The organism is Helicobacter brantae (genome assembly GCF_003364205.1).
Classification (GTDB): domain Bacteria; phylum Campylobacterota; class Campylobacteria; order Campylobacterales; family Helicobacteraceae; genus Helicobacter_G; species Helicobacter_G brantae.
Genome location: NZ_NXLV01000008.1, coordinates 17,335 through 34,387, shown reverse-complemented (window position 1 = coordinate 34,387; position 17,053 = coordinate 17,335). Strand labels below are relative to the sequence as shown.

17 protein-coding genes are annotated in these 17,053 nt (G+C 39.6%); 9 read left to right on the top strand and 8 right to left on the bottom strand.

The window, feature by feature from the left end; genetic code table 11:
• Nucleotides 1-199: 199 nt before the first annotated feature.
• The 7 genes from CQA58_RS05170 to CQA58_RS05140 all read right to left on the bottom strand — a co-directional run bounded on the left by CQA58_RS05170 (nucleotide 200) and on the right by CQA58_RS05140 (nucleotide 7,019).
• The gene (locus CQA58_RS05170) at nucleotides 200-1,306 is read right to left on the bottom strand and encodes a cytochrome b/b6 domain-containing protein (protein WP_170126750.1); all 1,107 of its coding nucleotides are present in this window, start codon (nucleotides 1,304-1,306) and stop codon (nucleotides 200-202) included.
• Nucleotides 1,299-1,808 carry a diheme cytochrome c gene (locus CQA58_RS05165; protein ID WP_115569657.1) on the bottom strand — a complete coding sequence of 170 codons (510 nt, stop codon included), beginning with the start codon at nucleotides 1,806-1,808 and terminating at the stop codon, nucleotides 1,299-1,301. Before CQA58_RS05165 ends, CQA58_RS05170 begins: the two co-directional genes overlap by 8 nt.
• Nucleotides 1,809-1,817: 9 nt before the next feature.
• A complete protein-coding gene (locus CQA58_RS05160) occupies nucleotides 1,818-2,234 on the bottom strand; it encodes a DUF1924 domain-containing protein (RefSeq protein ID WP_245942776.1) in 417 nt (138 codons plus the stop codon).
• 133 nt (nucleotides 2,235-2,367) lie between these two features.
• Complete coding sequence (locus CQA58_RS05155) at nucleotides 2,368-2,688, bottom strand: thioredoxin family protein (RefSeq protein ID WP_115569656.1); 321 nt, start codon at nucleotides 2,686-2,688, stop codon at nucleotides 2,368-2,370.
• On the bottom strand, nucleotides 2,682-3,836 hold the full coding sequence (locus CQA58_RS05150; protein WP_115569655.1) for a YeiH family protein: 1,155 nt from the start codon (nucleotides 3,834-3,836) through the stop codon (nucleotides 2,682-2,684). Before CQA58_RS05150 ends, CQA58_RS05155 begins: the two co-directional genes overlap by 7 nt.
• A gap of 93 nt (nucleotides 3,837-3,929) precedes the next feature.
• Entirely contained in the window at nucleotides 3,930-6,278 is a 2,349-nt protein-coding gene (locus CQA58_RS05145) for a tetratricopeptide repeat protein (protein ID WP_115569654.1), read from the bottom strand.
• A 51-nt stretch (nucleotides 6,279-6,329) separates the two neighbouring features.
• On the bottom strand, nucleotides 6,330-7,019 hold the full coding sequence (locus CQA58_RS05140) for a hypothetical protein (protein WP_115569653.1): 690 nt from the start codon (nucleotides 7,017-7,019) through the stop codon (nucleotides 6,330-6,332).
• A 100-nt stretch (nucleotides 7,020-7,119) separates the two neighbouring features.
• Here CQA58_RS05140 and CQA58_RS05135 point away from each other — a divergent pair, with 100 nt between their 5' ends.
• The 9 genes from CQA58_RS05135 to ciaB all read left to right on the top strand — a co-directional run bounded on the left by CQA58_RS05135 (nucleotide 7,120) and on the right by ciaB (nucleotide 15,264).
• Nucleotides 7,120-7,641 carry an META domain-containing protein gene (locus CQA58_RS05135; RefSeq protein WP_170126749.1) on the top strand — a complete coding sequence of 174 codons (522 nt, stop codon included), beginning with the start codon at nucleotides 7,120-7,122 and terminating at the stop codon, nucleotides 7,639-7,641.
• Nucleotides 7,619-8,203 carry an IMPACT family protein gene (locus CQA58_RS05130; RefSeq protein ID WP_115569651.1) on the top strand — a complete coding sequence of 195 codons (585 nt, stop codon included), beginning with the start codon at nucleotides 7,619-7,621 and terminating at the stop codon, nucleotides 8,201-8,203. Before CQA58_RS05135 ends, CQA58_RS05130 begins: the two co-directional genes overlap by 23 nt.
• Before the next feature lie 24 nt (nucleotides 8,204-8,227).
• Nucleotides 8,228-8,680, top strand: a complete 453-nt coding sequence (hemJ, locus tag CQA58_RS05125) for a protoporphyrinogen oxidase HemJ (RefSeq protein WP_115569650.1) — start codon at nucleotides 8,228-8,230, stop codon at nucleotides 8,678-8,680.
• The gene (gene argH, locus CQA58_RS05120; RefSeq protein ID WP_115569649.1) at nucleotides 8,681-10,072 is read left to right on the top strand and encodes an argininosuccinate lyase; all 1,392 of its coding nucleotides are present in this window, start codon (nucleotides 8,681-8,683) and stop codon (nucleotides 10,070-10,072) included. It abuts the gene before it with no gap.
• Nucleotides 10,065-10,763, top strand: a complete 699-nt coding sequence (ubiE, locus tag CQA58_RS05115; protein ID WP_115569648.1) for a bifunctional demethylmenaquinone methyltransferase/2-methoxy-6-polyprenyl-1,4-benzoquinol methylase UbiE — start codon at nucleotides 10,065-10,067, stop codon at nucleotides 10,761-10,763. The genes argH and ubiE overlap by 8 nt, the downstream gene beginning before the upstream one ends.
• 2 nt (nucleotides 10,764-10,765) lie before the next feature.
• Nucleotides 10,766-11,383, top strand: a complete 618-nt coding sequence (locus CQA58_RS05110) for a hypothetical protein (protein WP_115569647.1) — start codon at nucleotides 10,766-10,768, stop codon at nucleotides 11,381-11,383.
• Entirely contained in the window at nucleotides 11,377-12,990 is a 1,614-nt protein-coding gene (locus CQA58_RS05105; RefSeq protein WP_245942775.1) for an AAA domain-containing protein, read from the top strand. The genes CQA58_RS05110 and CQA58_RS05105 overlap by 7 nt, the downstream gene beginning before the upstream one ends.
• A gap of 128 nt (nucleotides 12,991-13,118) precedes the next feature.
• Nucleotides 13,119-13,409 carry a type II toxin-antitoxin system PemK/MazF family toxin gene (locus CQA58_RS05100; protein WP_245942774.1) on the top strand — a complete coding sequence of 97 codons (291 nt, stop codon included), beginning with the start codon at nucleotides 13,119-13,121 and terminating at the stop codon, nucleotides 13,407-13,409.
• 124 nt (nucleotides 13,410-13,533) lie between these two features.
• Nucleotides 13,534-15,264, top strand: a complete 1,731-nt coding sequence (gene ciaB, locus CQA58_RS05095; protein WP_115569645.1) for an invasion protein CiaB — start codon at nucleotides 13,534-13,536, stop codon at nucleotides 15,262-15,264.
• On the opposite strand, the gene CQA58_RS05090 is transcribed toward ciaB, so the two are convergent.
• On the bottom strand, nucleotides 15,239-17,035 hold the full coding sequence (locus CQA58_RS05090) for a mechanosensitive ion channel family protein (protein ID WP_115569644.1): 1,797 nt from the start codon (nucleotides 17,033-17,035) through the stop codon (nucleotides 15,239-15,241). The two genes, ciaB and CQA58_RS05090, sit on opposite strands and share 26 nt — an antisense overlap.
• Nucleotides 17,036-17,053: the final 18 nt, after the last annotated feature.

Sequence of the window (17,053 nt, the reverse complement as noted above, 5' to 3'; positions counted from 1 at the left end):
CCAAAATAACTTTTCCATTGAGAATCGCTTGACTCCTCACCCCCAAATGCTTCCAAATACCAAAGCCAAAATCAAAATAATTCTTTTCATTCTCAAATCCTTAGACAAAATCAAATTTTAGATTTTAACACTTGGAGAGAGAAAAATCAAGATTTCTTTGTATTTATAGATTAAGGGCAAAGTGTGAAACTCCTAGCACTCAGGACTTGAGTGCATTGAGTTTGGAGAAATCAATCCTTGATTTTTGAAAATACCCCCTCTCAGCATCTTTGTGGCAGGATTGGCAGTTTGCCCTGCTTTTGATTTCTTTGCTTTTAAACACCTTTTGAGGGATTTTTTTGTGAATCTTAGCAAAGAGTTGAGTTTGAGAGAATGCAAGGTAATCTCCCCTCTCTTTGGAGAGCCTATCAGCGATATAGGTATCTCTTTGAGAATTATCTTCCAAAAATTGAGCAAGCTCTTTTTGAGTGTCAGATTCGACACTTGCATCATCTCCAAAGTGATTTTCCAAATCACTCATCATCTTTCCCCACGCCTCTTTGGGGAGCAAATAGGGAGCATAGGCGATATGACAGCTTCCACACTCTTTTTGATAGAGGGCTTGGCTAGAGGTGTGAGCGATGAGTGGAGAGGGGGTAGTAAAGCCTAGCAAAAGGTTTTTTGGATAGAGAGTGTAGAGAGTGAGAAAGAGAGCAAATACCCCATAGAAAGCACAAAAGAGCTTTTGAGTGGGGGTTAGGGTGATACTCTCTTGTGTGGGTGTGGTTTTATATCCACCGATGATTGCTTGAAGGGAATCGTTTTTGTGAATGATTCTATCAATCAAAGCCCCACAAATATGCACACCAACCACGATAAGCAAAGAGTTAGCAAAAAGCTCGTGGAGTTTGGCAAAAGAGTTGAGGGAATGATAGGAGAAATAAAGTGAAGAGAAAATCCCTCCACCCTCTTTCTCTCCCCAAAGCACCAATCCACTCAGACAAGTAAGCACTCCCAAAACTAGCATTAAAACAATAGCAATACTAGAGGCAGGATTATGAGCAATATAGCTCTTTTTCTCTCCAAAAACACAAAGCAAATACTCCTTTAGCCCCTTGAAGTGAAAATCACTAAATCTTGAGTGTTTGCTTCCAAACATTCCCCATAGGATTCTAAACACCACAGCATAGAAAAATACCATTCCCAAAACGCCGTGATAGTAAAAGAGCTGATTGAAATCCCCAAGGACATAGCACAAAGGCAAAGAGAGTATCATCGCCCCGTGTGTGAGGCGATTGGCAATGGGGTAGATATAGCTTTTAGTCATCCCAGCGTCCATAGTTTGGAATGATTACATTTTTATCATCATAAATCCCTCTATCAGCCTCTTTGTGACAAGAAGCACATCTTGAGAGAGATTTGACTTCTTTTTGATTGATGAGATTTTGAGGGATTTTGCGATGTTTTTTCTCAAAATAGGGGATTTGCTGGATTTGAGTGTAGATGACATTGGGATTAATGGAGCGTTGAGCTTTTTTGGCTCGTCTTGAGTTTGAGGATTCCATAGAATTAGCACTGAGATATTCAGTGATTTTTTGGGAATCTTCCTCATCAATACTTGCATCAACCCCATAATGATTTTCTAGAGTTTTCATCATCTCTTGCCAAGAAGCTTTTGGCAGGAGTGCAGGTTGATAGGCAAAATGACAACTTGCACACTCTTTCTGATAGAGGGGATCATTTGCTGGGGCAAAGTTTTTATCTCCAAACCCCTTAGCACAGAGCAAAGAGGTGGTAAAAATGAGACTGAAAGCAATAAAATTTTTCATATTTTCTCCTTATTGTTTGATGAGATAGTAGAGGACATCACCTTTTTCTTGGGCACTTCCCTCACGCAAAAACACATCTTTGAAGTTTCTCTTCAGCCATTTTTTTACCTCTTTGACTTCAGTTAGTCTAGTGGGGTTGGCACTTGGGGCAAGAGCAGGGATAGCTTTGCCTGTGAAAGCATTAGTATGGCCTTGTTTCAAATCCACTCCATGACAACTCTGACAAGAAATCATCTCGCCATTTTTACCTTGATTTTTGAGTTTGAAGATTTTCTCTCCCTCGCTTGAGCTGAAATCCTTAAAGTTTGGATTTTCTTGTTTTGCTTGAGCTTTGAGTGTGTTGATATACTCTTGCATAGCAGGATTAAATCCTTGAGCTTGAAGCATTGCACCTAGCATACAAGCAAGTAGTGTTGTTTTTTTCATTTTTACTCCTTATGATGATTGGATAGGAGTATTTTTATCAATGAAAATAAAATTTGTATAAAATCAACAAAAGTGTGAGGAAAAAAACAAAAAAATATCAGATAAGGATAGATATAAAGGGGAAAATCCCCTTTTAGAGAGAGAAGTTTGTTTGGATTGCCTCTTCTATAAGCTCTTTGCTTTGAGGCTCTACAAGGCGAGTGCCGACTTCTACTCCATCACGATAGAAGATGAGTGTAGGGATAGCTCGGATATTAAGCTCTGAGCTTAAATCCTCTTCATTTCTTGTATCGATTTTATAAATCTCCACTCTCCCTGCATAGCTCTCTTTGAACTCTTTGATGAAAGGCTCAATCTTGACACAATCTTTGCACCAAGTCGAACCCAAGACTACTAGGACATTGCCATTTTTAATCACTTCTCTGTATTTGGAGGTGTTGATAATCTCTACCATAAAACTCCTTTGAATGCTAAAGTTAGGAAATAACCTCCAAAGATTAGCACAATACAAAGCAAAAATGCTAAACCAAATGCCTTTCCACCTGCTTGAATGAACTTTTTGAGATCGATTTGAAGTCCAAGTGCTGCCATTGCAAAGACAATACTCACGGTGCAGAGATATTTACCAGTATTGATGAGATTTGCAAAAGTGAAATCCCCAATGATACTCACACTAGAGAATTTAGCTATATAAGTATTAAGCACAATCACGCCCAAAAACATAAAAGCAAACCAAGGGATTTGAATCTTTTTGCGACTTTTTCCATCGACTTGACTCTCTGCTTCTTGATTTTTGGCAAACACAAGAGTAACGATTAGAAGAAAAGGCACTAGCATAATCACTCTTAGCATTTTGACAATGATTGCGATATTGGCTGAACTTTGAGAGAATGCTTCTCCTGCCATATCCTTTGCCATTTCTGCTGCACCTGCGACATTTGCCACTTCATGCAATGTTGCTCCCATAAACACTCCCATTCCGTTACCATCAAGATAGGGGATAAGTCCTGAAGCATAGGCGATAGGGTAGGCAAACATACAAAGCAATCCAAAGACAACTACCGTTCCCACAGCGACAATTCCTTTAAAAGAATCAGATTTTAAACTTGATTCCAAAGCCAAAACTGCTGCCGCTCCACAAATCGCACTCCCTGCCCCTACAAGCATTGCTGTTTCTTTGTCAAGTTTGAAAACACTTGTCCCAATGTATCGAGCGATAAGGAAAACTACCACAATCACAATACTTGAGATGACAATCCCCCAAAACCCTACCCCTGCAAGTTCTGTCAAAGTAACATTAAACCCATAGAGGATAATCCCCAATCTTAAGAGTTTTTTTGCACTGAAATGCACCCCTGCTTGAAGTGGGTGCTGATATTTGAAAAACACAGGAGAAAGCACTGCACCAATAAGGATAGCAAATGCAGTAGCTGCAAGATGAGTGCTGTCATGCACTTCTTTATTGTTGGCAAGGAGCATTGAGATTAAAACAATCGCTCCTACAAAAACCAACCCCTTAAAGTTTGAGCGAATGATTGCACTCCAGTGATAAAGCCAAAATGCAAACCCACTTCGCTTGATATGTCCGTGGCGATGTTTCATAAAAACTCCTCAAAGTTGAAAATAAATTGAAATCATACTATTTTAAAATAAAAAAAGTTTTCAAAATTTTCAAACCCCCATAAAAAGTATTCTTTATTTGCTCTTAATTAGTTCTAAAGACTTCTGACAGAGGGTTTTCCAATTTGAATCTATTTGAATCTTTTGGCATTCTTCAAATGATTTACTTGCATCTTCTCCTAGAGCCTTAAGGAGTGAGCCTTGCAGATAGAGAATCTTTTGGCGATCTTCTTGAGTGAGGTTGCCCTCAAGAAGTTTATCTACATACTCTTTTGCCTCTTTGAATCTTCCCATTTTATTGAGTGTTTCAATCAAAATCAAATTGACATAAGGAGAATAATCATAGATGTTGAGTTTTTCTTCCAAAGAAAGAATATCTTTGGCATAGACTTCAATGCTATTGTTGTCATTTTCCTCTTGAGCCCATTTCAAAAGAGTGTTCCATACAGGAAGCATTCTTTTATCTTGTGGGAATTCTTTTTGGAGCAGGGCTGAAGTCTTTTTGGCATTGTCTTTGAGTTTGAGCTCTGCAAAGTCATTGAATAGCACAAAATCCACATCATAATACTCTTTGAGATTGAGGGCGTGTGCGATTTGTGAAGTATCCATTCCTGCAAGGCGAGATTGTGAGAAATCTCCAAGCTCATAGAGGACTTTTGCAATCCTATAAGTCCAAGGAAGCTTCTCTTGAGCATTGAGAGTTTCAAGATTTTGGCTCTCAATGATTTTTTTAGCGTCTTGATAATAAGAGATAGAATACAAGCAATCAAAGAGTTGAAGCTTACTCTCCTTATCAAATGCACCAATATCACTTCCTTGCAAGAGTGAGGGGATTTTTTTGCACTCCAAAGATTTGAGATTTTCCAAAATCAAAGCATTTCTTGCTTTAGCAGGAAGGGGTGAGTCTTGGAGATGAGATTGTATATCCAAAATCTCTTGATATCTCTTTAGCTCAAAGAGTGCTTCGGCTTTGAGTGAGTAGGCAATCTCTGCTTCTTTGGAGTCAGGATAGCGTTGGATAATATCATCAAAGACTTTGATTTTCTCCTCAGGCGTTTTGTTTTCATCAAGCTTGAAGAGAAGGCGATCATTTCTCAAAACTACGCTTTTGTAGTTTTTGGAGTTTGGATAACGCTTGAGGAATTCAAGATTGTATTTCCTTGCATTATCCAAATCTCCTGCTTGTTGATACCATTGAGCAACACTATCTATAAGATTTTCCAATCTATCATCTTGAGGTGGAAGAGATTTGATAAGATAAGAGCCAATCTCCCCTGCAATCTCATAAAGCTCGTGGTTTGCTAGTGCATTGGCAAGAGAAATACTGCTTTGGACATCTTCTAAGAAATAAGAGGGATTATCTTTGAGAACCAAAGAAACTAGCTCTTTTGTTTTCTCTAAATCATCTTGAGAGAGGTTGAACAATGCCCATTCTATGGCAATTTTATCGGCTGTTTTTTTGGTTTTTGCACTTCTGTAAGCCTCTACAAAGAGATTGGGCGTTACTTTGTATAAGCCCTCAGCTGCAAAGTTTCTAGCAAGTTGCATTTTTGCCAATGCCATCCAATCTGTATCGCCATATTCATTGATGACTCGTTTATAGTAGTAATATGCTTCATCATTGAGATAGATTTGAGCATAAGTATTGGCAAGATTATAAAGCACTTCAGGGATTGATTTATCTGAAGGATAGTCTTTGATCCACTCTAAAGAGAGGGTAATGATTGTGTTGAGATTGTCTTTTGTTGGGAAGTAGGTTAGAGCTTTGATTTTATAAAGTAGAAAATCTTTTTTGAAAATACTCTTTGGGAAGACTTTGAGAGCTTTTGTGGTTTCACTCACAACCTCAGCGTATTTTTGTTGATTGAAAAGCATTCTAATTTCTTTAAGCCTATCAAAGTCCAATCCCTCTTCATATCTCAAAGGACGCAGATTGATATCAAGTTGCTTGATATAGAGATTATCCACGCTTGGAATCTTGATAGGAAAATTTAGCCCACTTGTTTGTTTTTGGGAGAGGAAAGGGATTTTGGAGATATAGCCAATGATTTGCCAATATTTTGATTTTTTTGGTCGTTCTTTGGGGATAGGGGTGGAAGTCTTGAGATCAAGAAAGGTGGAGTAGAGTTTGAGCTTGTGTTTGGGGGTGATGATGAGGTGGAGTTTGTTGTCTATAACCTTTGTGGCAAAGTTGAAAAAGATTGTATTTGTGGGGACAAAGTTATTGATAGGGGTTTGATCAATATAGCAATCTACTGAAGTGATTTCATTATAGACATTGATATTTTCTTTACACTCAAAGGGTTTGTCGTGTCGCAGATTGAGGACAGAAAAATCCTCGTTGTTTTGCTTTCCAAAATTGACTTCAACCTCTAGGGCAGAAAGCCCAAGAAAACCGACAAATAACGCGATGATGATTCTCAAATTTTTTCCTTTTTACTCTACATACCTAGTATTTTAAGCAAAATAAATTCCTTATTTGATTTGCACTTTTTGATAAGGATAGGAGAGAGGAGGTGTGGGGAGTTGCAAGATTGCAATCGTTCCTCTTAAGGATTCATCTAGCACAAAAGGAGCTTGGATACAAAACTCTTGATGAGAGATTGTGGGAGTATCGCCATTTTTGAGTTTTGCAAAAAGGGAGAATTGTTGAGAGCCACGAAGCAGGGGTTCTCCTTGTGTGATTCTTACAACAAGTCCGTTGTATTCAGGTAATGAAGTGCAAGTTTGAGGATTGAGAGTATCAAAAAGGCAGAGAATATGGGGTTGCATAGCCATTTCTTCAAAGATAGAGAGGATATTTTGTCCTTTTGGGTGAGTGAGGAAATCTTGAGTGATAATGATTACTATCTTTTCATCTCCAATAAACTCCTCTATCTCTTCTAGCTCCTCTTCTCCTACATTGCTCTCAGCACTCAAATATCCCAAATCAATTTCTTCAAGAATACCTTGAAGGTTTTGTGAGGGTTGGGCACAAAGCTTTTGAGCTAAAAGAAGCATTACCCCCTCTTCAGTGCCGACTTCATAGTTGATTTGTTGGGCGTTTGGGATAGGAATAGGGGAGAAGATAAGGCTTTGAGAGTTAAGCAAATGAGGAGCAAAACCTAAGATGATTTTTTTGTTTTGAGGAATTTGAGTTTTTTTGAGTTCAAATATGCAATCCATAGACTTCCTTTTAAAGTTTTTGTTTTATAATTTTATATCAATATCCCTTTGGGTTTATCATCAAATCATTATTTTGATTATCCATTTTTTAGGTGCTAGTATGTTGAGAAAAATATTGCTTTTTATTTCTAGTTTGGTTTTTCCTTTGGTTTTTAGTGGGTGTTTTGTGCTAAATCTCTTTGATTTTGGGCCAAATATTGATTTGGGAAAAAATCAATGGAAGATTGCTTCTTTTACTCTCACAGGAGAGAGCTATGAGTCTAAAAACTTAGAGCAAACCCCATTTATGAGGTTTGATACAAAAGAATTCAAAGTCTATGGCAATACAGGGTGTAATGCTTTTTTTGCTAACTATTTATGGATAACTGACAAAGTCATTGAGATGAGAAATTCAGGAATGACTCGCAAGATGTGTGCCTCAGAAGATTCTATGAGATTTGAGCAAAAGCTAATGGAAGAGTTTGATGGAGAGTTTGAAGTGATTGAAGATGGAGCAAATCTCACACTCAAAAAAGAAACATTGATTATCAATCTTGTGCCACTCAATCCTAGTGAGGAGGATACAAAACCCCAAGAAGCTCCTAGCACACCCCAAAACAATGCTTCAACTCCAAAAAACTAGTCAAGGATTTTATGAAGTCAAAGGCTCAAAATTTTTGAGCTTTTTAACCCCCATTGAAGAGTTTGAAACCACATTGCAGACTTTGAGGGCAGAGCACCCAAAGGCAGTGCATTTTGTAACAGCTACACGCATAAAAGAGGTGCAAATTTGTGAGAGTTTTAGTGATGATGGAGAACCTAAGGGGAGTTCAGGCGTGCCGACTTTAAATGTGCTAAGAGGAGAGAATCTCATCAATGTAGGGGCAGTGAGTGTGAGGTATTTTGGAGGGACACTTTTGGGTGTAGGGGGATTAGTGAGGGCTTATACTCAAGCCATTCAAGAAGCAGTGAAAAATGCCAAAGATTTGGGGCTTTTGTTTCCTTATGAAGAGCTTATCCAATGGGAGATTTCCCCCTCTTATGCACTTTTAAATCAAGTGCTTTATCTTTGCGAAAAGAGCAAAATTAAGATTTTGCATAGAGATTTTTTATCTAGTAGTGTTAAACTTACTTTATCAGCAAATATTGCAAACAAAGAGAGTTTTGAAGCTCTTTGTGAGAGTGAAGCAATTTTGCTATGTTAGAATATAGTTTTTTGGAGGTAGAAAATGGAAACTTATGAGTGGCTCAAAATCTTGCATATTTTAGCCTTTACTTCGTGGATGGCAATGCTATTTTATATCCCTAGATTGTTTGTCTATCACGCTGAGCATATTGAGAATGAGGGCTTTACAGAGGTTGTGAAGATTCAAGAGAGTAAGCTGTATTATTTCATCGGTTGGCCTGCAATGATTGCAACTTTGGTTAGTGGATTTGCTTTGATTGTCGTGCTTGGTGGAGGGCAATATATGAAAACTTCAGCTTGGCTTCATCTTAAACTCACTTTGATTATCGCACTTGTGGGCTATCATCTATTGTGTGGGCATTATATGAAAAGCTTTGAGAGAGGCACTTGCAAAAGAAGTGGGAAATTCTTTAGGGTTTTTAATGAAGTGCCAACGCTTATCCTTATTGCTATTGTGATTTTGGTGATTTTGCAACCAAGTTTGTGGGTGAAATAAATGGCAAAGCTTTGGGCGGGGCGATTTAGCAAAGATAGCAATGCACTCTTAGATGAGTTTAATGCTTCTATTTCTTTTGACAAGGAGTTATGGAAGCAAGATATTCAAGGCTCAAAAGCCCACGCTCAAATGCTTTGCTCTTGTAAGATTCTCACTCAAAGTGAGTATGAGAGTATCCTTAGAGGGCTAGAAGAGATAGAGGGGGAGATAGAGAGAGGGGAATTTATCTTCAAGCTCAGTGATGAGGATATTCATATGAGTATTGAGGGGGCATTGACTCAAAAAATCGGAGAAGCAGGGAAAAAGCTCCACACTGCAAGAAGCCGAAACGATCAAGTCGCACTTGATTTCAGACTTTATGTCTTGCAAAGCAATCAAGAAATCCGCTCTTTACTCTTAAATGTGATAGACACACTTTTAAATATTGCCTCAAACCACACTCAAACCCTTCTAGCAGGAATGACACATCTTCAACACGCTCAACCTATCAATCTAGGATTTCATCTTGTGGCGTGGTGTATGGGGCTAGTGAGAGATTATGAGAGAATGAGTGAGAGCTATAAGCGAAACAATCTCTGCCCTCTAGGAAGTGGAGCATTAGCAGGTGTGCCTTATGCGACAAGTAGAGAGATGACTTCTAGATCTTTGGGATTTAGCTCCCCCACACTCAATGCGATGGATTCTGTGAGTGATAGGGATTTTGCACTTGATTTGCTCTATGAAATCTCAATGATTATGATGCATATCTCACGCATAGCCGAAGAGCTAGTGCTATGGAGCAGTTATGAGTTTGGATATATTAGCTTTAGTGATGAATACTCCACAGGAAGCTCCATAATGCCTCAGAAAAAAAACCCCGATGTGGCTGAACTTTTGAGAGGAAAGAGTGGGAGGGCTTATGGTAATCTCATCTCTCTTTTGGTGGTGATGAAAGGACTACCTCTAGCTTATAATAAAGATACGCAAGAGGATAAAGAAGGTGTGTTTGATAGTGTCAAAACGGCTCTAATCAGTCTTGAGATACTAGACAAGGCTCTTCAAACCCTTACTTTCCACACTCAAAAAATGGAAAAAATGGCAAAAGTCGGACACCTCACAGCCACAGATTTAGCAGATTTTTTGGTGCAAAAGTGCAATGTGCCTTTCCGTGAAGCTCATCATATCACAGGCAAAGTCGTGGCTTATGCAGAAGGCAGAGGGGTAGATATCAGTGAGTTAGAAGAGGGTGAGATTAGAGGGATTGATGAGAGGATAGGAGAGGGGGTAAAGAGTGTGCTAGATTTGAAGGCTTCAATGAATGCAAGAGATTCTTATGGTGGCACTTCAGAGAATCAAACCAAAGCCCAAATCAGCACGCTCAAAGCGTGGCTAAATGGAGTGAAAAATGGATAAGCAAAAACAAATTGTAGAAATGTTTGATGATATTGCTTCAAGCTATGATCTAGCCAATCGAGTGCTGAGCTTTGGGGTTGATGTGAAATGGAGAAAAGAGGGGTGTGCTAAGAGCCTAGAGCGACTAGGGAGAAGTGAGGGATTGAGGGTGGCAGATATTGCGTGTGGGACAGGGGATATGATCCTTCATTGGCAAAATGCTTTGGGGAGAGGGTGTGAGTTTGTAGGGATTGATCCTTCAGAGCAGATGCTAGAGGTTGCCAAAAAAAAGCTCTCAAACACCACTTTTATCCAAGCCCAAGCCCAAGAGATTCCTCTAAAGAGTGAGAGTGTGGATATTGTTTCCATTGCGTATGGATTAAGAAATGTGTGTGGGTATCAAGACGCACTCAAAGAGTTTTATCGTGTGCTAAAAAAGGGAGGGGTTTTGCTGATTTTGGAATTTACTCATAACCCCTCTCCTAGCCTTTTTGAAAAAGGAGCAAAGTTTTATACTCAAAAGATTTTGCCTCTTATTGGGGGATTGATTTCTAAAAACCTCAAAGCCTATCAATACCTCCCTAACTCCATTGAAGCTTTTGCCTCAACCCAAGAGCTAAGAGAGGAGTTGGAGAAGGTGGGATTTGTGAATGTGTGGAGCAAGAGTTATAGTGCTAAGCTCTCGACTTTGTTTCTTGCAACTAAGGAGTAAAAATGAAAAAACTCGCCCTAGCTTTGGCAGTGCTTTGTTGTAGTGTGTGGGGAGGAGATCCTAAATATTTCATCGGTGCTTCACTTGATTTTGGATTCCCTACTTTTGAGGTCAAAACTATGGAATCAGGCAATACCTCCACCCCTGTATCCCTAGAGGGGAAGAGCTATATGGTGTCTTTCAGTGGGGGAGTAGAGCAGTTTTGGGATGGGGGAGAGTTTGTGGGGGGTAGAGCATTGGGAGAGTTTGGATTGGGGGGAGCTGATATGGGGGGAGAGGCTACGGGAGCTTTCTCACTTTTTGGAGCTTTGGATTTGCTAGTGGATTTTTATAAGGGTGGGGATATGAATCTAGGGATTTTTGGGGGATTTGAGTATGGAATGAGATTTTTGGTTTCAGACAAATACACTCAAGGCTATCAGCTCAAAAGTGAGACTTATGGGGCGTATTGGAGAGTGGGGGGAAGTGTGGTTGTAGGGGATATTCATCGCTTTGAGATTATGTATCGCTCTCCTATCTCACCTCTTGCTATCCCTACCCAAAAAGAGGGCTTTAGCTCAGTTCATCAAGTCTTTGCAGGCCCTCAAATCTCTGTGGGATATAAAGTATATATTTGGTAGAAGAAACACTTATACAATCTGCTCAAACCTATTTTGAGTATTTGGAGCAAAATGGCTTAGGTGTGGAGGAGATAAAAATCCTCTCCTATGCCTTTGAGGATCATCAGCTCACCCTAGCTCTAAACCAAAAGCTTTTTAGCACAGATAATCTTGTATTTTTCTTAGAAGACAAAGAGTATGCCATAGGTGAAGAAGAAGAGATTAGTGTAAGCTCTTATGATGAGAAAAATCTAGTTTTGCAACTCTATTTCAAAAACGCTTCACTCAATCCCAAAAACAAACCCTTTAGACTCGTGAGTGATTTGAAATTTTTGGTCAAAAATGTAGAAGTTTTTTTCAATGAGCAAAAAATCGCCCTACCTTCTGCCTCTCCCCTGCCTTTGAGTGAGGAGGGGATTTTGAGAGATGAGCTAAGTGAGGAGCAATACAGAGCCATTCAAACCATTTTTTCTCATCCTCTTGTGTATATTTGGGGAGCACCAGGGAGTGGGAAAACCCAAAGAGTGCTTTTCCAAGCGATTTTGCACCTCTTAAAACAAGGCAAAAAAATCGCACTCTTAGCCCCTACAAATAATGCATTAGAACAAGCCCTTAAGACTTTGATAGCCAAACTTGATGAATTGCACCTTGATAGAAGTCTTATTTTGCGTTTGGGAGTGCCTACACTAGAGTTTTCTCAAATCTACCCTGAGATTTGTGAGAGTGTGAAAAATAGGGAAAGCAATCTTTTTAATTTCTCAAATCCAAGAGAGAGAATCAAAGAAGCTCAAGTCTTGGCAATGACACTAGATGGGTTTATCAAACGCTACAAAGAGCTAGGGGTGAGCTTTGATCATTGTTTTTTAGATGAATGTGCGTTTGCTCCTTTGGTGAAAGTGTGTGCGTTGTGTGTGATGGATACGCCTCTGACTTTGCTAGGCGATCACAAACAGCTTATGCCTGTGTGTGAGATGAAGCCCAAAGATTTGCAAATCCACCCAGAAGGCAAACTTTGGAATCTCTCAGCGTTGTTTTTAGAGCATTTTTTGCAAGGCAAGGCTTTGGAGGGGAAGCTTGATTTTGAAGTTACAAAACTAGCCACACTTAGACACACTCATCGCTATGGCAATAACCTTGCCTCAATCCTCAATCACTACATTTATCACAATGGACTAAGGGGGAGGGAGGAGAGAAGTGAGATTTATTATCTTGATTGCTCTAGTTTTGATACCTCACACATTAGAGGAGAGCCAAAGAGTAATAACAATCTTGCAGAGATTGTGGGAGTGAAGAAAATCATTGAGGGGTTAAGTGATTGGGGGGTAATTACTCCTTTTGTGCAACAGCGAAAAGATATGATTTATAATGGAATCCCTTATGATAGGGTTTTTACAATTCACGGCTCACAAGGGCAGGAGTTTGAGAATGTGATTTTCTCTCCTGTGCTTTTGCACTATCATCTTACAGATTCTCACAACCCCCAAGCCCTCAAAGCCCTCAATGTCGCTATCTCAAGGGTAAAAAAACGACTTTTTATTGTATGTGATTATGGGTATTGGATGAGAGAGGGCGATCAATTTTTGAGTGCGATTCTAAGAGAAGCAAAAGAGTGGAAGAAACCGCTTTAAGACAAGGAGAGAGAATGCAAGAAGAGAGATTTGATCAATGGAATAAAGTCAAAAAAGAAGTAAGTACAAGAGAAAAGGACAAAAAAATAACAATAGGAAAAAAATATTAGTGCTATGTGGGGTTTAATGTGGGAAGTGAGGTTTATGGCAAGGGAGAGAGATTTGCTCGTCCTGTTTTGGTTCTCAATGTTTTGCCCAATGGAATGTTTATGGGCGTGCCACTCTCAAGCAAGACAAAAAACAAAACAGGCTTTATGTTTTATAAATTCAAAGATAATCAAAAAGAGATTCAAGTTGCACTTTTGGCACAAGTCAAATCTTTTGACAAAAGAAGAGTATATCAATACAAATGCAGTATATCTCAAGAGAATTTAAAAACCATAAAAGAGAGGATTGCCAAGAAAATTATTGAAGTGTAATAACCCCGCACTAAGACGGGGAAACTCACACAAGAGTGTAAGCCAGATTCCAATCTTTTGCAAGAGAGGATTATGAAGGCATTATAACCTAAAAACCTATGATTACAAAACACAAGGAGAGAGAATGCAAGAAGATTTAAAAAAGATTTGGGATTTTGCAAATAAGCAATACTCTGAAGTCAATGAGATTTATAAGGTGCTAGAGGGGGAGGAAGATGTAGAGATTATCAAGACTTTGAGAGAGAAGCTAGGATTAGAGAGAGACAAAAAGGTGGATTATGCACTTTGTGAAAGGGTGATTGCCCTCAAAGAAGAGCCGATTTTGCAAATCCTCAAAAAAAAGGGCAACAATCTCAAGGAGAGCAAAACCTTGATGATAAAAGAGGTGAGCGAGTTTTATTCTAAAGTCTTTGAGAGGATTATAGGCTATATTGAAGATAATGCCTTGCTTACCCCACTTTATCGCACACTTTTATCTCACTCTCACAAAATCGGACTAGGGTTTAATGCGTGGTTTATCAAATGGAATGAGGATCTGATAGAGGGGAGCAATATTGAGATAGCAAAAAGGGGTTGTGAGAGGGAGATGAGGGAGAGCATTGATAAAGCTAGGGGTGAGGCGTGGGGAGAGAGGAGCTATTCGGTGGTGAGGTTTGAGGGGGAGAGGGCAGTGTTTTATCCCTATGCCAAAGCCTTTCCTCAAGAGATTGGGCTAATTCTCTCTAGTATAAAAGAGCTTATAGAGGAGTTGCAAAAGAGTGAGGAGGGGGAGAGTGGGGTGTTTTGCACATATTTTCAAGCCCTCTATAATGCCCTAGCTTATCAAGAGCGTGAGGGATTGATTGAGGCGTGGAGAGAAGTGGATAGAGCGTGGAGTGAGATAAAAACTCCTATTCAAATCGCTCATCCTTTTGAATACTATGAGGATATTTATCGCCATAGTGTCGCCCCTGAGTGGGATATCCGACTAAGCAACCCTTATGCAAGCCATAGAGCAGAGTTGCAAGAGGGAATGATAGAGATGCAAAAGCATTTTACCCATAAGCTTGGCATTACTTTTAGCAATGGGGAGAAAATCAAAGGAACGCTATTTTTTGATTGTATGCCTTTGTGCTTTTATGGCTCACTCAATAATGGGCTTTTTTCAGCCCAAGTGATTCCCAATGATGAGAGCATAGAGAAGAAAAAAATCTTTGCCTACACCCATAGGATTTTGCACTCTCTTCGTGCCAAACCTCAAACCAAGCTTGAGGTTGAGATCTTTCCTAGTGAATTTTTATTCTCTTATCGTGAGATTTTAGAGAGTGAGGAGAGGTGGAGAGAGGTGTATCATCTCAGCACCAATGGACACGAGTATGGGCATATTTTGTGGGTAGATGAGAGAAGTGAGGGGTTGATGAATGAGGGGGGAGAGTATAAAAATCTTGAAGAGTTCAAAGCCACTTGTGGGGGGCTAGTGAGACATTTTTATAAGGGTGGGAGAAGTAGGGATTTGCTCATCGATCACTTGCATCGCTCTATCAAACTCATCTCTTATCAGAGGGTGGAGGAGGTGTTGCCTTATTATTGTGAGGGGTTATTGCATTTGAGTGGGGCATTTGAGAGTGGGATATTGAGCTTTGAGGGTGGGGGCTTGGAGGTGGATTGGAGCAAGAGCGAGGAGTATGTGGAGTGGTATTTGGGGGTATATGAGAGATTGCTTATGCACTATGTGGAGCATAGAGAATCAGGGGAGTTTTTGTCTGAATTTGTAGAGAAAAAAGAGGGGGTTTATCTCCCACTCCAAAGAGGAGCTAGGGAGTTTGTGGAGTATTATTATGAGCGTTATCTTAAGATTGGAGGAGAGATACTTTAGGCATCTCCTCGATATAAACGCTTTGGCTTGGGAATGCAAAGCTTAGGTTATGAGAGGCTACAATATCCATAATCTTTAGCATCACATCTTGACGCACATCAAGCCACTCTCCCCATTTGATTGTAGTTGAGAAACAATACACCAAAATATTGATAGAGCTATCAGCAAACTCATCTAGCACGACAAAAAGATTGCTTTTATATCCTAGCAAGTCATCAAGGGAGACGATATTTTGCTTCAAATCTAGCTCATAGTGGCTAAGTGGGGGTCGCTCATCGTTTTCTTTGGCAATTTGTGGATGATTTAAGAGCATTTGATAAATATCTTTGATACAAGAGCGGATTTGATCAGGGGTAGAGCTATAAGTTACTCCAATTTGCATTTTGATTCTTCTTCCTACTTTTCGGCGATTCCAATTTCTTACAGAGCTATTGGCTAGGAGTGAGTTTGGCACAAAAAGCATCGCATTATCAAATGTCCTAATCGTGGTGCGTCTAAGTCCCATTTCAACCACTGTTCCCTCAATATCCCCACACACAATCCAATCCCCTTGATTAAATGAATTATCAAAGAGCAAAACCACAGAAGCAAAGAAATTGGCCAACATATCCTTGACAGCAAATGCCACAGCCAAACCACCGATTCCAAGGGAGGCAATGAGGGCTGAGATATTGAATCCAAAGTTTTTGAGTAAGATAAGTAGGGCAATGAGAATGATGAGAAAATAGGTGATTTTGAGCAAGAGATTGATGACTTCTCGCCTAAAAGTGTTGTTTTTCTCTGCCAAACTCCCCAAAATCGCAATCCCATAGCCTTTGAAAAGCAAAATTGCAAGCCAAGAGAGAGCGATGATATAAGAAGCATTCACCCACATCAAAAAATCAGGTGAAGCAGGTTTGGGGTAGGCTAGGATTGTCAGAGAGATTGCAAAACTAGAGATGATGATAAGCATTAAGATAGGTTTGGCGATATGGCGTCGGATTTGATCTTGAATCTCTTGAGATTTGAGAAAGCGTGAGAGATAGCCAAGTGATTTGAGCAAAAGATGAGCGATGATTTGACGGAAGAAAAAGAGCGTGATAAAAATACTTAGAGATAAAAGTGTTTTTGCCACTCCCAAAGAAGCGATGCTTTCAGGCAGGGCATTGGTGATGAGATTGAGAAGTGAGGGGAGGTTGAAGTTGCTCCAAATACTGCGAGGGATAAGAAGCTTGGCATTGGCATTGAGATAGCTTAGGATTTCTACATAACTTGCGACAAAGATTTCAAACTGAGCTTGTTTGCTTGAAATCTCCTCTTTTTGCTTGGCTGTGAGGTTTTTTGTAGGGATATGATCATAGTCTTTGAGTTTTTGGAGTGTGGAGGAGATGATACTTTTGATATGGCTTTGAGTGGTGAGGGCATTGTTTCTTTTGTGAATCAAAACGACAAAATCTTCAAAAGCCTTTTGGGTTAGCAAAGTGTTAAGTTCCAAAGTATTTCTAGCTAGAAGAAGTGGGGATTGCACTTGTGAGGCGTTTTGCATCGTGAGTTGCAGTGCTTCAATAGTATGGGCAAGGGTAGGAGAGGGTGAGGGCTGAGTTTGGATAAGAGTTGTGGCAATTTTCCTAAAGATTGCAAGTTTTCTCTCTGAGAGCTTAAGCAAATCTTGAGATGAGGTTTGGTTTTGGCTTTGGGTATTGAGCTCTATCACTTCATCAATCAAATCATCAAGAGGGCTTTGAGCGAAAATCCATAAAGGCAACAAAAGAATAAACAAGATTTTTTTCATATTTCTCTCCTAAAAAGT